Source organism: Novosphingobium sp. NDB2Meth1, from assembly GCF_900117425.1.
Lineage (GTDB): Bacteria > Pseudomonadota > Alphaproteobacteria > Sphingomonadales > Sphingomonadaceae > Novosphingobium.
Genome location: NZ_FPEH01000025.1, coordinates 17,584 through 33,310 on the forward strand (window position 1 = coordinate 17,584; position 15,727 = coordinate 33,310).

Here is a 15,727-nt window from a genome sequence, read left to right on the forward strand (position 1 = left end):
CACAGATCCTTCATCGCAGCCACTGAATGACCGCCACTAAGATCAGGATGATTGCTGTGACGCCCACCACGACCAGCCTCTCCGCCCGCGGATCGCCGACATTCCTTATGCGCGCGGCGACCTGCCAGGCTGGCCGCAGCCGGACGCGCCAAGACCCCGCGACAATCCGGTCCAGTTCGGCGTCCGACAGACCGAAAAATGCTTTCACATCATCGCGCGCACGGCTTTTCAGGCCCATGACGCGCAGGATCGGATCGTCCCATGCGACGTCGATCGCACTCGGGCTGGAGAACAGCGGCCCTCGTTTGTCCTCGCCGGCCCAGGAGGGAGAGAGAAGCCCGATAATCTGGCGGGGATCGCGTTCCAGCAATACCGCCCAGCGGTCGAGCCGCACATGCCTATCCTCCTTGCGAACCTCGGGATCGGCCACACACCGATCGGCCCAAGCCCGATCGACCAGAACCCGCAGGCGCCGTTTCAGGCGGGCATCGGAGGACCAGATGTGCTTCACGGGCTGTCCGATGCGTCGATGTCGTCATGGGTTGCGCGCTTCAGCGGCCGCGAGCCGCGCAACGTCAGGAAGGTTGTCAGGCTAAGCACCAGCGCGATATCGTAAAGGCCGTAGCCCACCGCTGCCCCGAGAGCGCCGGTCGCCCACAGGCTGGCGGCAGTCGCCGTGCCAGACGCTTTCCCTTTATGCTTCAAGATCGCGCCACCACCGATGAAGCCGACGCCGGTAATCAAGCCCTCCAGCAGGCGCGCTTGTGCCGGCGAGGTGCGGCCGAGGATCGCGATCCCGACGAGCACGAAGCCGCAACTGGCGATCGCGACCAGCGGAAAGGTTCGAATGCCGGCGCTGCGTTCGTCCTTCTCGCGATCCCAACCAACGGGCAACGCGAGGGCATAGGCGATCGCCAGGCTGAAGATGTGCGTGAGGGATTCGGACCACGGTGGAAACGTCATTCGGCAGACCCCATCCGGATCGGGAATATGTCACAGGCTGCAGCCATGGATCTGTTCACCGTCGTCCCTCCGCATCGCGATAGGCGAGCAGTCGGAGAGCGTTGAACACCACGAGCAGCGTCGACCCTTCATGCACCGCCACTGCCGGGCCGATACCAAGTCCGAGAATGGTTGCCGGCACCAGGAGGGCGACCACACCCAGGCTGACGAACACATTCTGCAGGATCACCGAACGGGTGGTGCGGCTGAGCCCGACCGCAAAAGGCAAGTGCGACAGATCGTCGGCCATGAGCGCGACATCGGCCGTTTCCAGCGCGACGTCCGAACCCGCCGCGCCCATCGCGATCCCGACCGTCGCGCTCGCCATCGCCGGCGCGTCGTTGACGCCGTCGCCGACCATCGCGACTTTCGCTTCGGCGCGCAGCTTCTTGATCGCCTCCACCTTGTCCTCCGGCATGAGATCGCCCCATGCCTCTTCGATCCCCACTTCACGCGCGATCGCTTTGGCCGCCCGTTGATGGTCGCCGGAGATCATAATCATCCGCTTGATGCCGATTTCGTGCAGCCGCTTGAGCGCGGCCTTGGCCGTTTCGCGCGGCGTGTCGAGCAAGCCGATCGCGCCAAGATCGCGGCCATCGCGCTGCACGACCATGCTGGTCTGTCCACTCTCTCGCAATTGCTCGACGGCCTCCACCATCGCGGGAGACAGTGGCGGGATGCCATCGGCGCCGAACATTCCCGGCTTGCCAATCAGGACCTCATCTTCACCGACAAGGGCCGAGACGCCGCGACCCGTCAGGCTCTTCAGGCTTTCCGCCTGCGGGATGGAACGGTTTCCGACATGATCGCGCCCGTCACGTGCTATTGCTTGCGCCAGTGGATGATCGCTCAAGGATTCGACCGCTACTGCGATCGCCATAAGCTCCTGCTTGTCCACGCCGGTCGCCGGGATGATCTGCTCGATGCGCGGCTCGCCCATGGTGAGCGTGCCGGTCTTGTCGAAGGCGATAGCCTCGAGCGAGCCAAGCAGTTCGAGCGGGGCACCGCCCTTGACGAGAACGCCGCCTCGCGCGGCGCGGGCAACGCCCGACAGGACCGCGCTGGGCGTGGCAATAGCCAGTGCGCAGGGACTAGCTGCCACCAAGACGGCCATGGCGCGATAGAAGCTATCGCGAAACGGCTCATCCACGACTGTCCAGGCGAATAGGAGCAGCACGGCCAAAGCTAGGACCACCGGAACGAACACCCGCTCGAACCGATCTGTGAACCGCTGCGTGGGGGACTTCTGCGTCTCCGCTTCGCTCACCATTTTGACGACCTTCGCGAGCGTGCTTTCGCTAGAAAGACGCGTGACCTCGATATCGATCAGTCCGCTGCCGTTGATGGTCCCGGCGAATACGCGATAGGCTCGATCCAGCTTATCCGGATTGGCGCGTGCTGCATCGTCGTCTGTGACTGGCCGCTTGTCGACGGGCATGCTTTCGCCCGTCACCGGTGCCTGGTTGACCGACGTTGTGCCTTTGACGATGAAGCCGTCGGCGGGAACGCGCGTGTCAGGCCTCACTACGACGATATCGCCCCATACCAATTCCTCGACCGGCAATTCCTCGGTGCTTCCGTCGAGGCGACGAACGATAGCTGTCGGAGGCGTCAGCTCGGCGAGCGCTTCGATCGCCCGTCTTGCGCGACCCATCGCGTAATGTTCCAGAGCGTGTCCAAGGCTGAACAAAAAGAGGAGCAGGGCACCTTCCGCAAATGCACCCAGCGCCGCTGCACCCGCGGCTGCCACAAGCATAAGCGTATCGATCTCGAATTTGCGCAGCTTCAGATTCTCGATCGCCTCGCGCAGCGTGAAAAAGCCACCAAAGACATAGGCCGATACGTAGAGCGCGGTGGGGAGCCACAGCGGCGCGCCGGCAACGAGTTTCTCGATGGCAAAACCGATCGCGAGCAACCCGCCACAGGCAAGTGCGAAAATCAGCTCGGTGTTCGGGCCGAGGAAGGCGCCGTGAGCATGATCATGATCTGCATGATCCCTCCCGGCATGTTTGTGTCCGTCAGCCTCGCCGTGCTCTTCGCTGCCGGCCGGAGTCGGCCGGCTTGCAGTTGGCATGTTGCGCGGCGTTATTCCCAATTCAAGAAGTGCGTCTGAGATCTGTCGCTCGGTTAGTTTTTCCCGGTCGAACTCGACGCGGAGCTGGCCCGATGCGCTCGCGCCCGCTTCTATGATACCCGGAAGCGCCCGCAGCCGGCCGACGACTGTGCGGGCACGCCGCTGGTGGGCGATCCCCTCCACTTCATAGAAAAGATGCCCGAAACGTCCGGTGATCGCCGCACCTGCAGCGTGAGCACTTTCACGTATGCGGGATAAAGAGACGATTTCAGGATCATAGTGAATGCACAGTAGGGCAGGCGTACCATTGTCTGGTACCATGATGTGCGCTTGTTCGACCCCCGGCCGTGCGGCCAGTTCCGAGGTCAGACGCTCGACACACGCGTCGGAAGCGTCAGTGATCTCGGGCAATATGAGGGGAATATCGAGCTGAAGCTTTTGTGTCATGAGTGGTCCTGTCTTGTAGCAGGGCGCTGGCATGGCCCTGCACCCCTGGGATCGATCAGTGGGCTGTCAGGGAGGACGCGCTTGATCCTTGGGCGGGTCGAGCGGGGCTCGGCGGCAAACACGCGTAGGCTTGTCAGGGCGCATTATCGCGATGTCGCTGTTCGAAATTGCTACGTTCGCCTGGTCGCCAACATAGGTTAGGCCCATCGCAGGCGCTGTCAGGCGTTCAGGCTTGCCATCTGGCAGAACCCTGAGGTCGATTGTCAGCCCATCGAGTAGGAAATCTAGATCCACCCTCGAACGATCATCGCAGACATAGCTATGTCTGACGACTTGTCCCGCGATAGCTCTGCGATCATGATCGCTCTTGGCCGCATTGTCGGCGTCTGCTGAGCAACCTGCTGCACCGATGATGGCAATGATCCCGGTGAAGATAGCGATCGACCAACACGGCAGATTCTGCTGCTTCGAATGTTCTAAGAATCTCTTCACGGCCAGCCCCTCAGATGCAATCGCCGTGGGCGCCCAGGGTTGACGCCCACGGCGCGGACCCTTCTCACAAGCGCGCGGGGGGGCGATGGCTTGCGGGGGTCGATTGCCGACATGTCGTTAAAGCTGCTCTGGGAAAGAGTATTTGCGGCGGCGTGGGCGTGCTTTGTGGACCCAAGCATAACCGGGTAGGTAATGCTTGTATGGCGCAGGCTTTTTGCCACCGCTTTGATTTGGATCGCGCTAGTCATTGGCCCTGCCTGGCCGTGGTGGCATCTTGATAGGCCGCTGCCGATGCCGCGCAGATTGAGGCAATCTCGATTGCCTACGAAGAAGCGAGAGAAATGCAGCGTCCTGATGGCGCATTGTTCGCCGAAGTCCTTTTCGCATCAGTCGACCCAGCACCAGGCCAAAAATGCCTCGAACTTCGACGGCATGATGGATGCAAACTCCATTCGCGATCGGATCAATCTCGTAGTATTCGTCGAAGGTAAGGAAGCCGCGAACTCCCATTTCCCATCCTATTGTCCGGGGTTTGATGAGCTTGTTGATGATCATTTGTGTTTTCATCTTTCGATCCCCCCCAAAAAACAGCCACGTGATGTCCAATTCGGCTCCGTGCTCGATTTGGCCAGTGATGCGATAGACTGGATGCCAGCGAGCGAAGCCGTGGAGATCGGCGAGCAACGACCACACCCTGAGGGCGGACATGTTATAGTTGAATGCTGTTTCTTCCTTCATGGCTGTCTGTCCCAACGGTTCGCAGCCTCGCCGAACGGAAGGCCGCGTGAACGCGGCCTTCTTCCTCGCTCAGCATCGGATTCCTGCGATGAAGCAGGGCAGTCGGCATGCACGATCGCGCCGCCGTCCCTTGGAAATGGAACTCAAGGCAGGTCATGCGGCTGACTCTTTGACGGCAAGGTTGGCTTTGCCGCCGACGACCTCGACGGCCTCCAGCGTGATAAGCCCGATGTCTGCCGTCGCCGCGACCGTTGCGGCGAAGGGACGCAATTTGTCCTCGTCGTCAACGATCTCGATGACAACTGCCCGGTCGTTTTCGAAGACGTGGCGCTGATGGAGATGGGCCGAGCGGCCAAAGCCGAGCCGCGCTTCAAGCACGGTTACGCCAGCGAGCTTCCACTCTTGCGCAAGTGAGGCTACATATTCGAAAACCTTGCGGTCGCCAATGTAAGCTACGTCATCAGTATAAAGGCGAAGCAGTTTCATATTTTGATTCATTCTTTCTCTCCTTCACTTGTTATTGCCGAGGCGAGGGGTTCAACCTCTTTGCCTCGGCGTCGCCAGTTGAGTTTTACGCCCAGCACCACCTTGGCGATCGCGGGCAGTACGAGCAGGGTGAGAATGGTCGCCGCGATCAGGCCGCCGATGACCGTGGTTGCGAGGGGCTTTTGCACTTCCGCGCCAGTTCCGCGGGCGAGGGCCATTGGAACGAAGCCGATCGCGGGCACGAACCCAGTCATTACGACGGCCCGCATCTTTTCCGTCATGCCTTCCCGGATCGCTTCCACGAGCGACACGCCCCCGTCGAGGCGCTCGCGGATAGCCGTCATGACCACGAGGCCGTTCAGTACGGCAACGCCCGCTAGACAGATGAATCCCACGGCGGCCGAAACTGAGAAGGCGATCCCGGTCAGGGCCAGTGTGAAGACTCCGCCCGCCAGCCCCAGCGGCACCGCTAGAAACACCGCTGCCGCCCGCCCGAAGCCGCCCAACGCCATGTAGAGCAGCCCGAAGATTGCTGCGAAGCACAGCGGCACGACGATAGACAGGCGTTGTGAAGCCGCTTGCAGGCTTTGGAACTGCCCGCCCCATTCCAGATAGTATCCGGCGGGCAGCTTGACCTGCGCAATCTTTGCCTGCGCCTCGGCTACGAACGAACCTGCATCCCGTCCCTGGAGATTGGCTTGGATGACAACGCGCCGTTTGCCATTCTCACGGCTGATCTGGTTCAAGCCTTCGGTGAAGCGGATTTGCGCGACTTGCGACAATGGCACCGATCGCCTTACCTGCCCCTCTATTTGCGGAAGCAGGACGGGGAGAGCGAGTATCGTATCAAGATCGACGCGTGTCTTCTCAGGCACACGAACAGCAATGTTGAAGCGACGGTCGCCCTCGAACAGCAGGCCAGAGTCGCGCCCACCCATCGCGGCGGCCACGGTGTCCGCGACCTCCTGGACGGTAAGCCCGTAGCGTGCGATGGCGGCACGATCGAACCGAACATCGAGCGTTGGCGCACCGCCGGTTTGATCGGCCTTGACGCTTGCCGCCCCGGGGACCGACTGCAGCACCCGCACAATCTCGTTCGCTGACTGTGCCATCTTGTCAAGGTCGTCGCCGTAGAGCTTGATGGCGACGTCGCCACGCACCCCGGCGATCAACTCGTTGAAACGGAGCTGAATAGGCTGGCTAAGCTCGTAGAGCTGGCCCATCTTCCCGTTGGCCGCCTTCTCGACACGTTCGATTACATCGGCTTTGGACGTCACACCGCTCGGCCATTGATCCTGCGGCTTGAGGATGACGAAGCCGTCGGACACGTTAGGTGGCATGGGATCGGTTGCCACTTCGGCGGTGCCCGTCTTCGAGAACATCAGCTCGACTTCGGGCAATTTTGTCACGGCACGTTCTACGTTGCGCTGCATGGTAAGCGACTGTTCGAGGCTAACGGAAGGAACCCGCGTCGATGCGAGCGCCAGATTCTTTTCGTCGAGCTGGGGGATGAACTCCGAGCCCAACAGGCCGAAGGCCGGGATTGCGGCGACGAAGAAGGCGAAACCGCCGCCAATGAACAGCCACGGCCGCGCGAGTGCTTTGTCGAGAAGTGGCAGATAGCGTTCCTTGGACTTGCGGATCAGCCACACTTCCTTCTCGGCCACCTTGCCTCGGATGAGCAGGGCAACGAGCGCCGGAACGAAGGTGATGGCGAGCACAAAGGCCGCGACCAGCGCCAACATGATGGTGATTGCCATCGGCGAGAAGGTTTTGCCCTCGACACCGGTGAATGTCAGTAGTGGCGCGAAGGCGAGCAGGATGATGGCCTGGCCGAACACCGTCGGCTTGATCATCTCCTGGCTGGCCCGCATTGTTTCTTCGAGCCGTTCGCGCAGGTTCAGCAATCGTCCTTCATGCTCCTGCCGGTGCGCGAGCCGGGCCAGGCAGTTCTCGATGATGATGACGGCGCCGTCGACGATCAGCCCGAAATCGAGCGCGCCAAGGCTCATTAGATTGCCCGGCACGCGAAACGCATTCATGCCCATCGCCATCATCAGGAACGAGAATGGGATGACGAGGACGGCAATGATCGCTGCGCGCCAGTTGCCCAACAGCAGAAACAAAGATGCCGCGACCAGCAAAGCGCCCTCGGTCAAATTGCGCTGGACGGTGGCGACGGTGGCGTTGACGAGCTTGGCCCGATCGAGGACCACCTTGACCTCAACACCGGGCGGCAAGGTCGCTTTGACCTGATCGAGCTTTTCGCCAACCGCGCGGGCCACCACGCGGCTGTTCTCGCCGATCAGCATGAGCGCCGTGCCAACGACCGCTTCCTGGCCGTTCATGCTGGCGGCGCCCGTGCGGAGATCGCCGCCGATCCGCACATCGGCGATTTGTCCGATCGTGATCGGCACACCGCCGCGTGTCGCGGCCACCGCATTGCGGATTTCATCGACCGAGCGGATGCGTGCATCAGCGCGCACCAGATAGGCTTCGCCGCCCCGGTTGAAGAAATTGGCGCCGACCGCGAGGTTCGCCGCTTCGAGTGCCTGGCCAAGTTCGGTGTAGGAAATGCCGTAGCTGGTGAGCTTCACCGGGTCGGGTTCGACGACGAAGGTTTTTGCGTAACCACCGATCGAATCGACGCCCGCGACGCCCGGCACCGTCCGGAGCTGGGGCCGGATGATCCAGTCCTGGATGGTGCGAAGATAGCCAGCCTTTGCAACTTCGTCCGTGAGCCGGCTACCCTCGGGCGTCAGATAACTGCCGTCGGGCTGCCAACCCGGTTGACCTGCGACCTTGCGTGCGCCCCGGCCATCGGGTTTGCCGAAGCCGACCGTATACATGACGACTTCGCCGAGGCCCGTCGTCACCGGGCCGATTTGCGGCTGGACGCCCTCGGGCAGTGTTTCCTGGGCTTGGACAAGGCGTTCGCCGACCTGCTGGCGGGCAAAATAGAGGTCGGTCGAATCGGAGAAGATGGCAGTGACCTGACTGAACCCATTACGCGACAAGGAGCGTGTCGATTCCAGGCCGGGGATGCCGGCAAGCGCCGTTTCGATCGGATAGGTGACGAGCTTTTCCATCTCGACCGGCGAAAGCGCGCGGTCGACGGTGTTTATCTGGACCTGCTTGTTAGTGATGTCGGGAACAGCGTCGATCGGCAGTTTGGCGAGTTGCCACACGCCGATGCCAGCTATAGCGAGAAAGATGAACAGCACCGCCCAGCGCGCGCGGACGGACAGCGCCATGAGACTTGCGATCATGGCCTATTCCTCCTCGCCCGCGCCCTTGCCGAGTTCGGCTTTGAGCAGGAAAGCGTTACGGGTAGCGATGGTCTCGCCGGACTTGAGGCCGGAGACGATCTCGATGCGGCCAGCGCTGCGTTGCCCCAGAGTCACGAAGCGAGCGCGGAACCCTTGGGGGGTCCGGACGAAGACTGCATCGCGACCTTCAAAGCTTTGCACTGCGTCTTCGGACACGACAATGGAATCCGTCGGGGAACCCCGACTCGGCATCAGCCTCACGCGCACACCGAGGCCGGGCTGGAGTATCCCGCCCGGAACATCGAGCACCGCCGTTGCCGATCGGGTTTCGTTGTTGAGCGTGGGCGTGACGGCGCGCACCTTGCCTTCCACCGTGCGGCCATCGGCGAGTTCGACAACGGCGCGGTCGCCAGGAGCAAGGCGCGCAATATCGCCAGGAGTGATCGCAGCCTCGACCTGAATCTGGCTGGGATCGGCGACGCGGAACAGCTCGGCTTCAGGCTGGACAAAGGCACCTAGGCTTACCGATGCCGAGGTGACGCGGCCTGCGATCGGACTGGCGACGATTACGCCCCGACCGTCGCTGGTGACATTTGCGGCGCCGGCCGAGACTTGGGCTCGCCTTGCTTCAGCCGCTGCCGCTGCTGCTTCGGCTTGTGCCCGTTCGAGATCGACGCGCGCTGATACCTTCTGATCGAAAAGGTAGCGCTCGCGCGCGAGTGACTTCTGAGCCAGGTCGGCGCGAGCCGCCGCCGCCGTGCGATCAGCGGCGATCTGAGCCGCGTCTCGGCTCTCGACCACGGCGAGCGCTTCACCCGCTCGAACAGGATCACCGAGCCGTTTGAACACGCGCGTGACAGCGCCGCCAGCGCGGGCCGTTACCAGCGCCTCGCCGGTGGGGGAGGGCGATACGAGCGCCTGCGCAACGATCTCGGAGCCAAGGCCGCCAGCGCGCACCGCCTCAACCGCAATTTCGGCTTCGCGAATCGCCTGCGCACTCATTGCAAGGCTGTCTGGTGGCGTTTCGCTCTTTTTCCCGCCGACCTTCTCGGTTGATTGGCTGCTGACCGGATCCGCGGTGCAGCGCGCGACGCTGAAGCCACCGACTGCAGCGAGTAAAACCGCCCCTGCCACGCCCCCAAGGAGGCGCTTGTCTTGTGTTATCATCGAGTTTCTCCGAAATTGGATGAGCAGCGGGCGAGAACTACCTCGCTCGGCACTGCGAATGCAGTGGAGACAATGTTGAGCGTTGTGGTGAAGGCGATCATTGCGGTGTCTCCGCAATAACTGGCGCCGGGACCGTCAGACGTGCGAGCCGCGCTTCCGCGTCATGATAGGCAACGAGCGCATCGACGAACGCACCATTGGTGTCCGCTAGCGTCCGCTCGGCAACGAGCAGGTCGAGTTGGCTGAACCTTCCTTGCGCATAGCCAATCCTCGCGATTCTGGCGGCTTCCGTGGCTGCGGAGAGTGCCGGCCCGCCGGCCGCTCGCGCGCTTGCCGCCGCATTGGCGAGCTCTGCCTGCACGCTGGCGATGGTTTGTTCCGTTTCCAATAGGGTAACGCGCCGTCGCGCATCGACCTGGAGCCGTTCCGACTCGGCCTGGCTCACGGCGGCACGGCCATTATTGAAGAGGGGGAAAGGGATGCTAAGACCGAAAATCGCTGCTGTGTCACCGGAGGCTGAGAGACGGCGCGCACCCGCGTTGAGCGTCACGTCCGGCACGCGCTGCGAGCGGGCAAGCCTGACCAGGGCGTCGGCCGTCGTAACATCTGCCTCGGCCGCCGCGATGATGAGCGTCCCCTGCGCGGAGACGGGGACTGCCGGACCATAGGTTCCGACCCGATCGAACCAGGCAACGTCAAGCTCACCGGCGATTGGTTCGCCGATCAAGCGCGCCAGGTTCTCTTTCGCGACGACGGCCTCCCGAACAGCTCTGTCGAACGCGACATTGGCATTTACCCGCTCGACATCGGCGCGTTGTTGCTCGATCGGCGAAGCCCCCCCCGCCGTTACTCTCGTGCTGGCAGCGCTGAAGCCGCGATTGGCAAACTCCGCCAATTGCCGTGCTACGGCAACGCGGCGTTCTGCAGAAACGGCGGCGACATAGGCCATCGTGACCCGCTCGCGCAGGTCCGCCTCCACAATGGCGGCTTCGATCCGCGCGCGATCGCGACGCGAGTCTGCAACGGCGATGCGGGCCGACCGCTTGCCTCCAAGCTCGATCGGCAGGGCGAGCCCGGTCGTCGTTTCGGCGCTTTGCGTGCCCCGGTAGAGGCCTGATCCACCGACATTTTCAACCTGGACCTGGACCTGTGGGTTAGGCCGCAAGCCGGCCACGGTGCGCGCGGCACCTGCCGCCCGTACGCCCGCATCAGCGACTTCAAGGCTTGGGGACGACGCGCCCGCCGCAATGAGGGCGCGTTCCAACGTGAAGGGAGGTGAGGAACTTGGCGGCGATGGCGACGTCTGCGCGTGCGCGATAGCCGCGCAAGACGCCACGGCCAGCAGGGCCGCAATGACACGATGCATGAATGAGAGCTCCTGATAATTCCGGGAGGCCGCGAACGTTGCGGCGAAGTCGGAATATCAGGCTATTGGAGGTCGCAGCGCGGGGTCAGCTGTAGCGAGCGGGAGGTACTGGAAACCGAAAAGCGATGACGGGTTGTCCATGCCAAAAGCGATTGGCAGCACTTCGCTTTTCACAGCATCGCAAACTTAGTGGCTGTGACAGCCCCCATGGTGATGCGTGAATCCCTTATTTGCATCGGAAGGAACCTGGTCCCCGTCACCGTTGCTGTGTCCCATGCTGGCGGCTGTTGCACTGTCCACGCAGGAAATCGGCTCCATGGCGTGTGCAATCGATCCGCCAGTCAGAGACAGGCTGACATAAAGCGCTGCAAAAATGAGCAGGACACGCCGCATGATAGACGCGGATAGCACGATGAGACCACTTCGGAAAGGAATTCCTTCAGTGTTATGGGGATGGCGTCGCCTGGGGGTAGAAGCAATCCTCTGGGCCGGGCGGCGGCCGGCTATCAAGGTCGATTACGAACGTCTCGCAGCCAATCGAGCCAATTTGCCTGGAGGGTGTTCATCGTCGGTGCGTCTGGATGAGGCGGTGGTTCTCAACCTCACAGAATTATCTGGTGAACTTCGGGACTGGCGTTTCATGTAAGTGTGACGTGCAGGTTTCGACCGAGAAGCCTTCGCAAGCACTGCTCTGGATCGACCCTGACCTCTTGAAGTTCGGAGGCGATACAGGCCAAGGCGACGATCTACCAAAAAACCTGTTCGTGTGACCCGCCAGTCGTTTACTGCGCCGTCGTTACGTCGCCATGGTGTCAATCTGGTGTTGTTCCAATGCAATCTTGAAGGAGGGTCCGTTGCGAATCCAGCTTTCGTCGCTTCTATTTGTCGAAGTGGCGGCCCCATATTGGCTGCCGTTTATTGAAATCCTCGGCTGCGATGCAAGATAGGTTGCCGGCGAGCGCCATGATCGATTCGCAAACCTTCTCCGTCACTTTCCCCTTCGCGGCGGCCATGCCTTCATGGCTGGAGGCGATGCTTGGGGTCGCCCTGCTGTTTGCGGTTGCGGTCTTCGTCAACTGGATCGTCAAGCAGGTGATCCTTAAGTTCGCCTTGCAGCTGTTGCCCAAGGACGGTCCGACTCCCGCACCTATCGTCGCGCGGCTCGCCAATATCGTGCCTGCGCTCATCCTCGCCCGCGGCGTCGGACTGGTCGTGCATCTGCCAGCTGGTTTGGCGACGGCGATCCATAATGTGGCGAATGCCTTCATCATCCTGACGATCATCCTGGCGATGAACGCCGCGCTCAATCTTGCAAACCGGCTCTATCAGCGCCGGCCCGATGCCGACCACCGTCCCATCAAGGGATATATCCAGGTCCTCAAAATCCTGCTGTTTCTTGCCGGCACGGTGCTGGTGATTGCGGTGGTAATGGAACAGTCGCCGTTGCTACTGCTCTCGGGACTGGGCGCGCTGGCGGCAGTGCTCATGCTGGTGTTCAAGGATACAATCCTGTCGCTGGTCGCATCGGTGCAGCTCACCTCCAACGACATGCTCCGGGTCGGGGACTGGATCGAGATGCCAGCGCTCAATGCTGATGGAGACGTGATCGATATTGCCTTGCACACGATCAAAGTGCAGAACTTCGACAAGACGATCACGAGCATACCCACCTATCGGCTCATCTCCGACAGTTTCAAGAACTGGCGCGGCATGCAAGACGTCGGTGTGCGACGGATCAAGCGATCTCTCTTCATCGACCAGAGCAGTATCCGCTTTCTGGGCGAAGAGGACGAACTGAGCCTGCGCCGTTTCGCGCTGATCGACGAGTATCTAATCCGCAAACAGGGCGAACTGGCGCAATCGAACGATCAGCTCGTCGAGCATGGCGGGGATGTCGTGAATGGACGGCGTCTAACTAACATCGGCACGTTTCGCGCCTACGTTATCGCGTATCTTCGCGCACAAACGCGTGTGTCGGGCGATATGGCCCTGCTTGTGCGTCAGCTCCAACCTACCGCGCAGGGATTGCCGCTGGAGATCTACTGCTTCACCGCGACGACGATCTGGTCGGAATATGAAACCATCCAGGCCGATATTTTCGATCACTTGCTCGCGATCCTGCCTGAATTCGGCCTGCGCCTCTATCAGGCACCGAGCGGCCATGACGTTCAACGGATGTCATTGGGCGAGAATGCGAAGAAATCGATCGGGGTGGGAGATGGCTGAGCGTTCTCAAGCCGTCCAGGCGCTCGAGTTCCGTTGCGTCGCCATACTTCAATGGCGCCCCCGGACATAGAAACGGCCAATCAGGGACAAGCCGATAGGCAAAATGGCTAATGCGGCCATGCCGATTACCCAGATGACCACGACGGCGCCCTTGCCGGTGCTCTTTAGCATCCCCAGCAATTGTCCGGGCAGGCTGCTGGTATCGAGCGCGGCCAGTATGTCGCCGGCAGATTTGTTGCCCAGGGTTTTCGCGGTATCCTGTCCGCGATCCACGACGAGATCGAGCGAGGTGGCGAGCCAGGCGAGCACGGGGTCGGTAAAGCTGTAGAGAAGCCAGGAGAGCAGCGACCAGATTAGCATCGCGAGGCCGATCAGAATCCAGGCGAAAGGCCGCAATTTCCCGCTTCGGATCCGCGTGGCTCCCTCCTGCGGAAAGCCTTCGATCGATTGGTTTTTCCAGCGTCGCGAGCCATGTGACAAAGCGAATTCCCTTCATATTAGCCAGATGCGGGGTCTGGCCAAACGACCCAGCGGCCATCTTCACCCGTACGCAACAAAGACACAATAGGGAATGTCCCTATAGCGCGTCTGTTACCGAACATAGGAAAGGCGTGCCTCGATTGTGCTGCTCCGCTCCCGAGTCTCGGGGTCATGTGCGGAAGGCTTAGGAATTCGCCCGTTGATGAAAGGTTTGAAGATCATGGTCGAAGCCCAGATCCCCGGCGTGGGTGATCCGCTCGATGGCCTGGCGGAGACCATGGACCGCGCCGCGGGTGCCATGATTGCTCAGGCAACCTTCGGCTTGTCGCCAGCCACGCTGGCCCAGGCCGTCTCCGACTGGATGCTGCACCTTGCAGCCTCGCCGGGCAAGCAGACGCAGCTCGCTGCCAAGGCGCTGCGCAAAATGACGCGACTGGGACACTATGCCATGCGTAGCGCGACGGACGCGCAGGCGGCGCGCGCGATCGAGCCGCTGCCGCAGGATCGGCGCTTTGCCGACCCAGCTTGGGCGTCGGCGCCGTTCAACCTCGTCTCGCAGGCCTTTCTGCTCAACCAGCAATGGTGGCACGCGGCAACGACCGGGATCACGGGCGTTACCGCGCATCATGAGGAGATGGTGGCCTTCGCTGTCCGCCAGTGGCTCGATACGGTGGCGCCCACCAATTTCCTCGCCACGAACCCCGTCCTGCAGCAGCGTATCCTGGAGACCGGCGGACAGTGCCTGGCCGATGGCCTGCGAAATTGGATGACCGACGTCGAGGCGCTGATGCGCGGCCTGCCGCCGGCCGGTACGGAAGCGTTCCAAGTCGGCGAAACCCTCGCGACCGCCGAAGGCAAAGTCGTGTACCGGAACCGGCTAATGGAACTGATCCAATATGCGCCGACGACGGAGCAGGCCCGGCCCGAGCCGATCTTGATCGTGCCCGCCTGGATCATGAAATATTACATCCTCGACCTTTCGCCGGAGAACTCGCTGGTCCAGTGGCTCACCGCGCAGGGCTTCACCGTGTTCATGATCTCCTGGCATAATCCCGGCAGCACCGATCGCGACCTCGAGATGGCCGATTATCTGCAGCTTGGACCGATGGCCGCACTCGACGCCGTCGCCGCGATCACCGGCGGCGCTTCGGTCCATGCGGCGGGTTATTGCCTCGGCGGGACGCTGCTCGCGATCGCGGCGGCGGCCATGGCGCGCGATGGCGACGACCGGCTGGCCAGCCTCACGCTGCTCGCGGCCCAGACCGAGTTCTGCGAGCCTGGCGAATTGGGCCTGTTCATCGACGAAGGGCAGCTTAGCCTGCTCGAGAACATGATGTGGGGTCGAGGCTATCTCGACAGCGCCCAGATGGGCGGCGCGTTTCAGATGCTGCGCTCGAACGATCTGGTCTGGTCGCGCGTGCTCACCACTTATCTCATGGGCGAGCGCGAGCCGATGAACGACCTCATGGCCTGGAACGCGGACGGCACGCGGATGCCCTATGCCATGCACAGCCAGTATCTGCGCCGGCTGTTCCTCGAGGACGATCTCGCTGAAGGACGCTTCCAGGTCAATGGACGCCCGATCGCCCTGTCGGTGTTGCGCTGGCCGATGTTCGTGGTCGGCACGGAGCGCGATCATGTCGCGCCTTGGCGTTCGGTCTTCAAGATCCACCGGCTGACCGGGGCGCCGATCGACTTCGTGCTGACCAGCGGCGGCCATAATGCCGGGATCGTCTCGGAGCCGGGGCATCCAGGCCGGTCCTATCGTCTGCTTACTCGCGAGGCGGATGGAGCCGCGCTCGACCCCGACGCATGGCTGGATGCCGCGACGCGTCACGAAGGCAGCTGGTGGACCGCGTGGAGCGATTGGCTCGCAAAATTGTCGGGCAAAGCGGGCACGCCGCCGCCGATGGGCGCACCGGACAAGGGCTATGCGCCGCTCGCAGAGGCACCCGGCCATTATGTGCTGGAGCGCTGAGC

11 protein-coding genes are annotated in these 15,727 nt (G+C 62.1%); 2 read left to right on the top strand and 9 right to left on the bottom strand.

Features of this window, described 5'->3' with window-relative positions; genetic code table 11:
* Nucleotides 1-10 precede the first annotated feature (10 nt).
* The 8 genes from NDB2M1_RS17210 to NDB2M1_RS17250 all read right to left on the bottom strand — a co-directional run bounded on the left by NDB2M1_RS17210 (nucleotide 11) and on the right by NDB2M1_RS17250 (nucleotide 11,041).
* Nucleotides 11-511, bottom strand: coding sequence for a hypothetical protein (locus tag NDB2M1_RS17210; RefSeq protein WP_007015411.1), 501 nt, complete (start codon nucleotides 509-511; stop codon nucleotides 11-13).
* Nucleotides 508-963: an MgtC/SapB family protein gene (locus NDB2M1_RS17215; RefSeq protein ID WP_007015410.1), complete on the bottom strand. Its 456-nt coding sequence runs from the start codon at nucleotides 961-963 to the stop codon at nucleotides 508-510. The genes NDB2M1_RS17210 and NDB2M1_RS17215 overlap by 4 nt, the downstream gene beginning before the upstream one ends.
* Before the next feature lie 55 nt (nucleotides 964-1,018).
* Nucleotides 1,019-3,523: a heavy metal translocating P-type ATPase gene (locus NDB2M1_RS17220; RefSeq protein ID WP_007015409.1), complete on the bottom strand. Its 2,505-nt coding sequence runs from the start codon at nucleotides 3,521-3,523 to the stop codon at nucleotides 1,019-1,021.
* Nucleotides 3,524-4,255: 732 nt separating this feature from the next.
* The gene (locus tag NDB2M1_RS17230; protein ID WP_039858486.1) at nucleotides 4,256-4,753 is read right to left on the bottom strand and encodes an SRPBCC family protein; all 498 of its coding nucleotides are present in this window, start codon (nucleotides 4,751-4,753) and stop codon (nucleotides 4,256-4,258) included.
* A gap of 153 nt (nucleotides 4,754-4,906) precedes the next feature.
* Nucleotides 4,907-5,251 (bottom strand): DUF190 domain-containing protein, encoded by a 345-nt coding sequence (locus NDB2M1_RS17235; protein ID WP_039858483.1) that lies wholly within the window; start codon nucleotides 5,249-5,251, stop codon nucleotides 4,907-4,909.
* Complete coding sequence (locus tag NDB2M1_RS17240) at nucleotides 5,248-8,508, bottom strand: efflux RND transporter permease subunit (protein WP_007015405.1); 3,261 nt, start codon at nucleotides 8,506-8,508, stop codon at nucleotides 5,248-5,250. The genes NDB2M1_RS17235 and NDB2M1_RS17240 overlap by 4 nt, the downstream gene beginning before the upstream one ends.
* A 3-nt stretch (nucleotides 8,509-8,511) precedes the next feature.
* Complete coding sequence (locus tag NDB2M1_RS17245; protein ID WP_039858481.1) at nucleotides 8,512-9,675, bottom strand: efflux RND transporter periplasmic adaptor subunit; 1,164 nt, start codon at nucleotides 9,673-9,675, stop codon at nucleotides 8,512-8,514.
* Nucleotides 9,676-9,772: 97 nt separating this feature from the next.
* Nucleotides 9,773-11,041, bottom strand: coding sequence for a TolC family protein (locus tag NDB2M1_RS17250; RefSeq protein WP_072384087.1), 1,269 nt, complete (start codon nucleotides 11,039-11,041; stop codon nucleotides 9,773-9,775).
* Nucleotides 11,042-12,004: 963 nt separating this feature from the next.
* On the opposite strand from NDB2M1_RS17250, the gene NDB2M1_RS17260 reads away from it, so the two are divergent.
* A complete protein-coding gene (locus NDB2M1_RS17260) occupies nucleotides 12,005-13,267 on the top strand; it encodes a mechanosensitive ion channel family protein (RefSeq protein ID WP_072384088.1) in 1,263 nt (420 codons plus the stop codon).
* A gap of 48 nt (nucleotides 13,268-13,315) precedes the next feature.
* Here the strand turns inward: NDB2M1_RS17260 and NDB2M1_RS17265 are convergent, their stop codons facing one another.
* Nucleotides 13,316-13,747: a hypothetical protein gene (locus NDB2M1_RS17265; RefSeq protein WP_200894525.1), complete on the bottom strand. Its 432-nt coding sequence runs from the start codon at nucleotides 13,745-13,747 to the stop codon at nucleotides 13,316-13,318.
* A 220-nt stretch (nucleotides 13,748-13,967) separates the two neighbouring features.
* On the opposite strand from NDB2M1_RS17265, the gene NDB2M1_RS17270 reads away from it, so the two are divergent.
* The gene (locus NDB2M1_RS17270) at nucleotides 13,968-15,725 is read left to right on the top strand and encodes a PHA/PHB synthase family protein (protein ID WP_072384098.1); all 1,758 of its coding nucleotides are present in this window, start codon (nucleotides 13,968-13,970) and stop codon (nucleotides 15,723-15,725) included.
* Nucleotides 15,726-15,727: the final 2 nt, after the last annotated feature.

Bases quoted from the DNA above. Each gene is read 5' to 3' on its own strand.
- NDB2M1_RS17215 (WP_007015410.1), bottom strand. From the start codon at position 963: ATGACGTTTCCACCGTGGTCCGAATCCCTCACGCACATCTTCAGCCTG.
- NDB2M1_RS17220 (WP_007015409.1), bottom strand. From the start codon at position 3,523: ATGACACAAAAGCTTCAGCTCGATATTCCCCTCATATTGCCCGAGATC.
- NDB2M1_RS17230 (WP_039858486.1), bottom strand. From the start codon at position 4,753: ATGAAGGAAGAAACAGCATTCAACTATAACATGTCCGCCCTCAGGGTG.
- NDB2M1_RS17235 (WP_039858483.1), bottom strand. From the start codon at position 5,251: ATGAATCAAAATATGAAACTGCTTCGCCTTTATACTGATGACGTAGCT.
- NDB2M1_RS17240 (WP_007015405.1), bottom strand. From the start codon at position 8,508: ATGATCGCAAGTCTCATGGCGCTGTCCGTCCGCGCGCGCTGGGCGGTG.
- NDB2M1_RS17245 (WP_039858481.1), bottom strand. From the start codon at position 9,675: ATGATAACACAAGACAAGCGCCTCCTTGGGGGCGTGGCAGGGGCGGTT.
- NDB2M1_RS17250 (WP_072384087.1), bottom strand. From the start codon at position 11,041: ATGCATCGTGTCATTGCGGCCCTGCTGGCCGTGGCGTCTTGCGCGGCT.
- NDB2M1_RS17260 (WP_072384088.1), top strand. From the start codon at position 12,005: ATGATCGATTCGCAAACCTTCTCCGTCACTTTCCCCTTCGCGGCGGCC.
- NDB2M1_RS17270 (WP_072384098.1), top strand. From the start codon at position 13,968: ATGGTCGAAGCCCAGATCCCCGGCGTGGGTGATCCGCTCGATGGCCTG.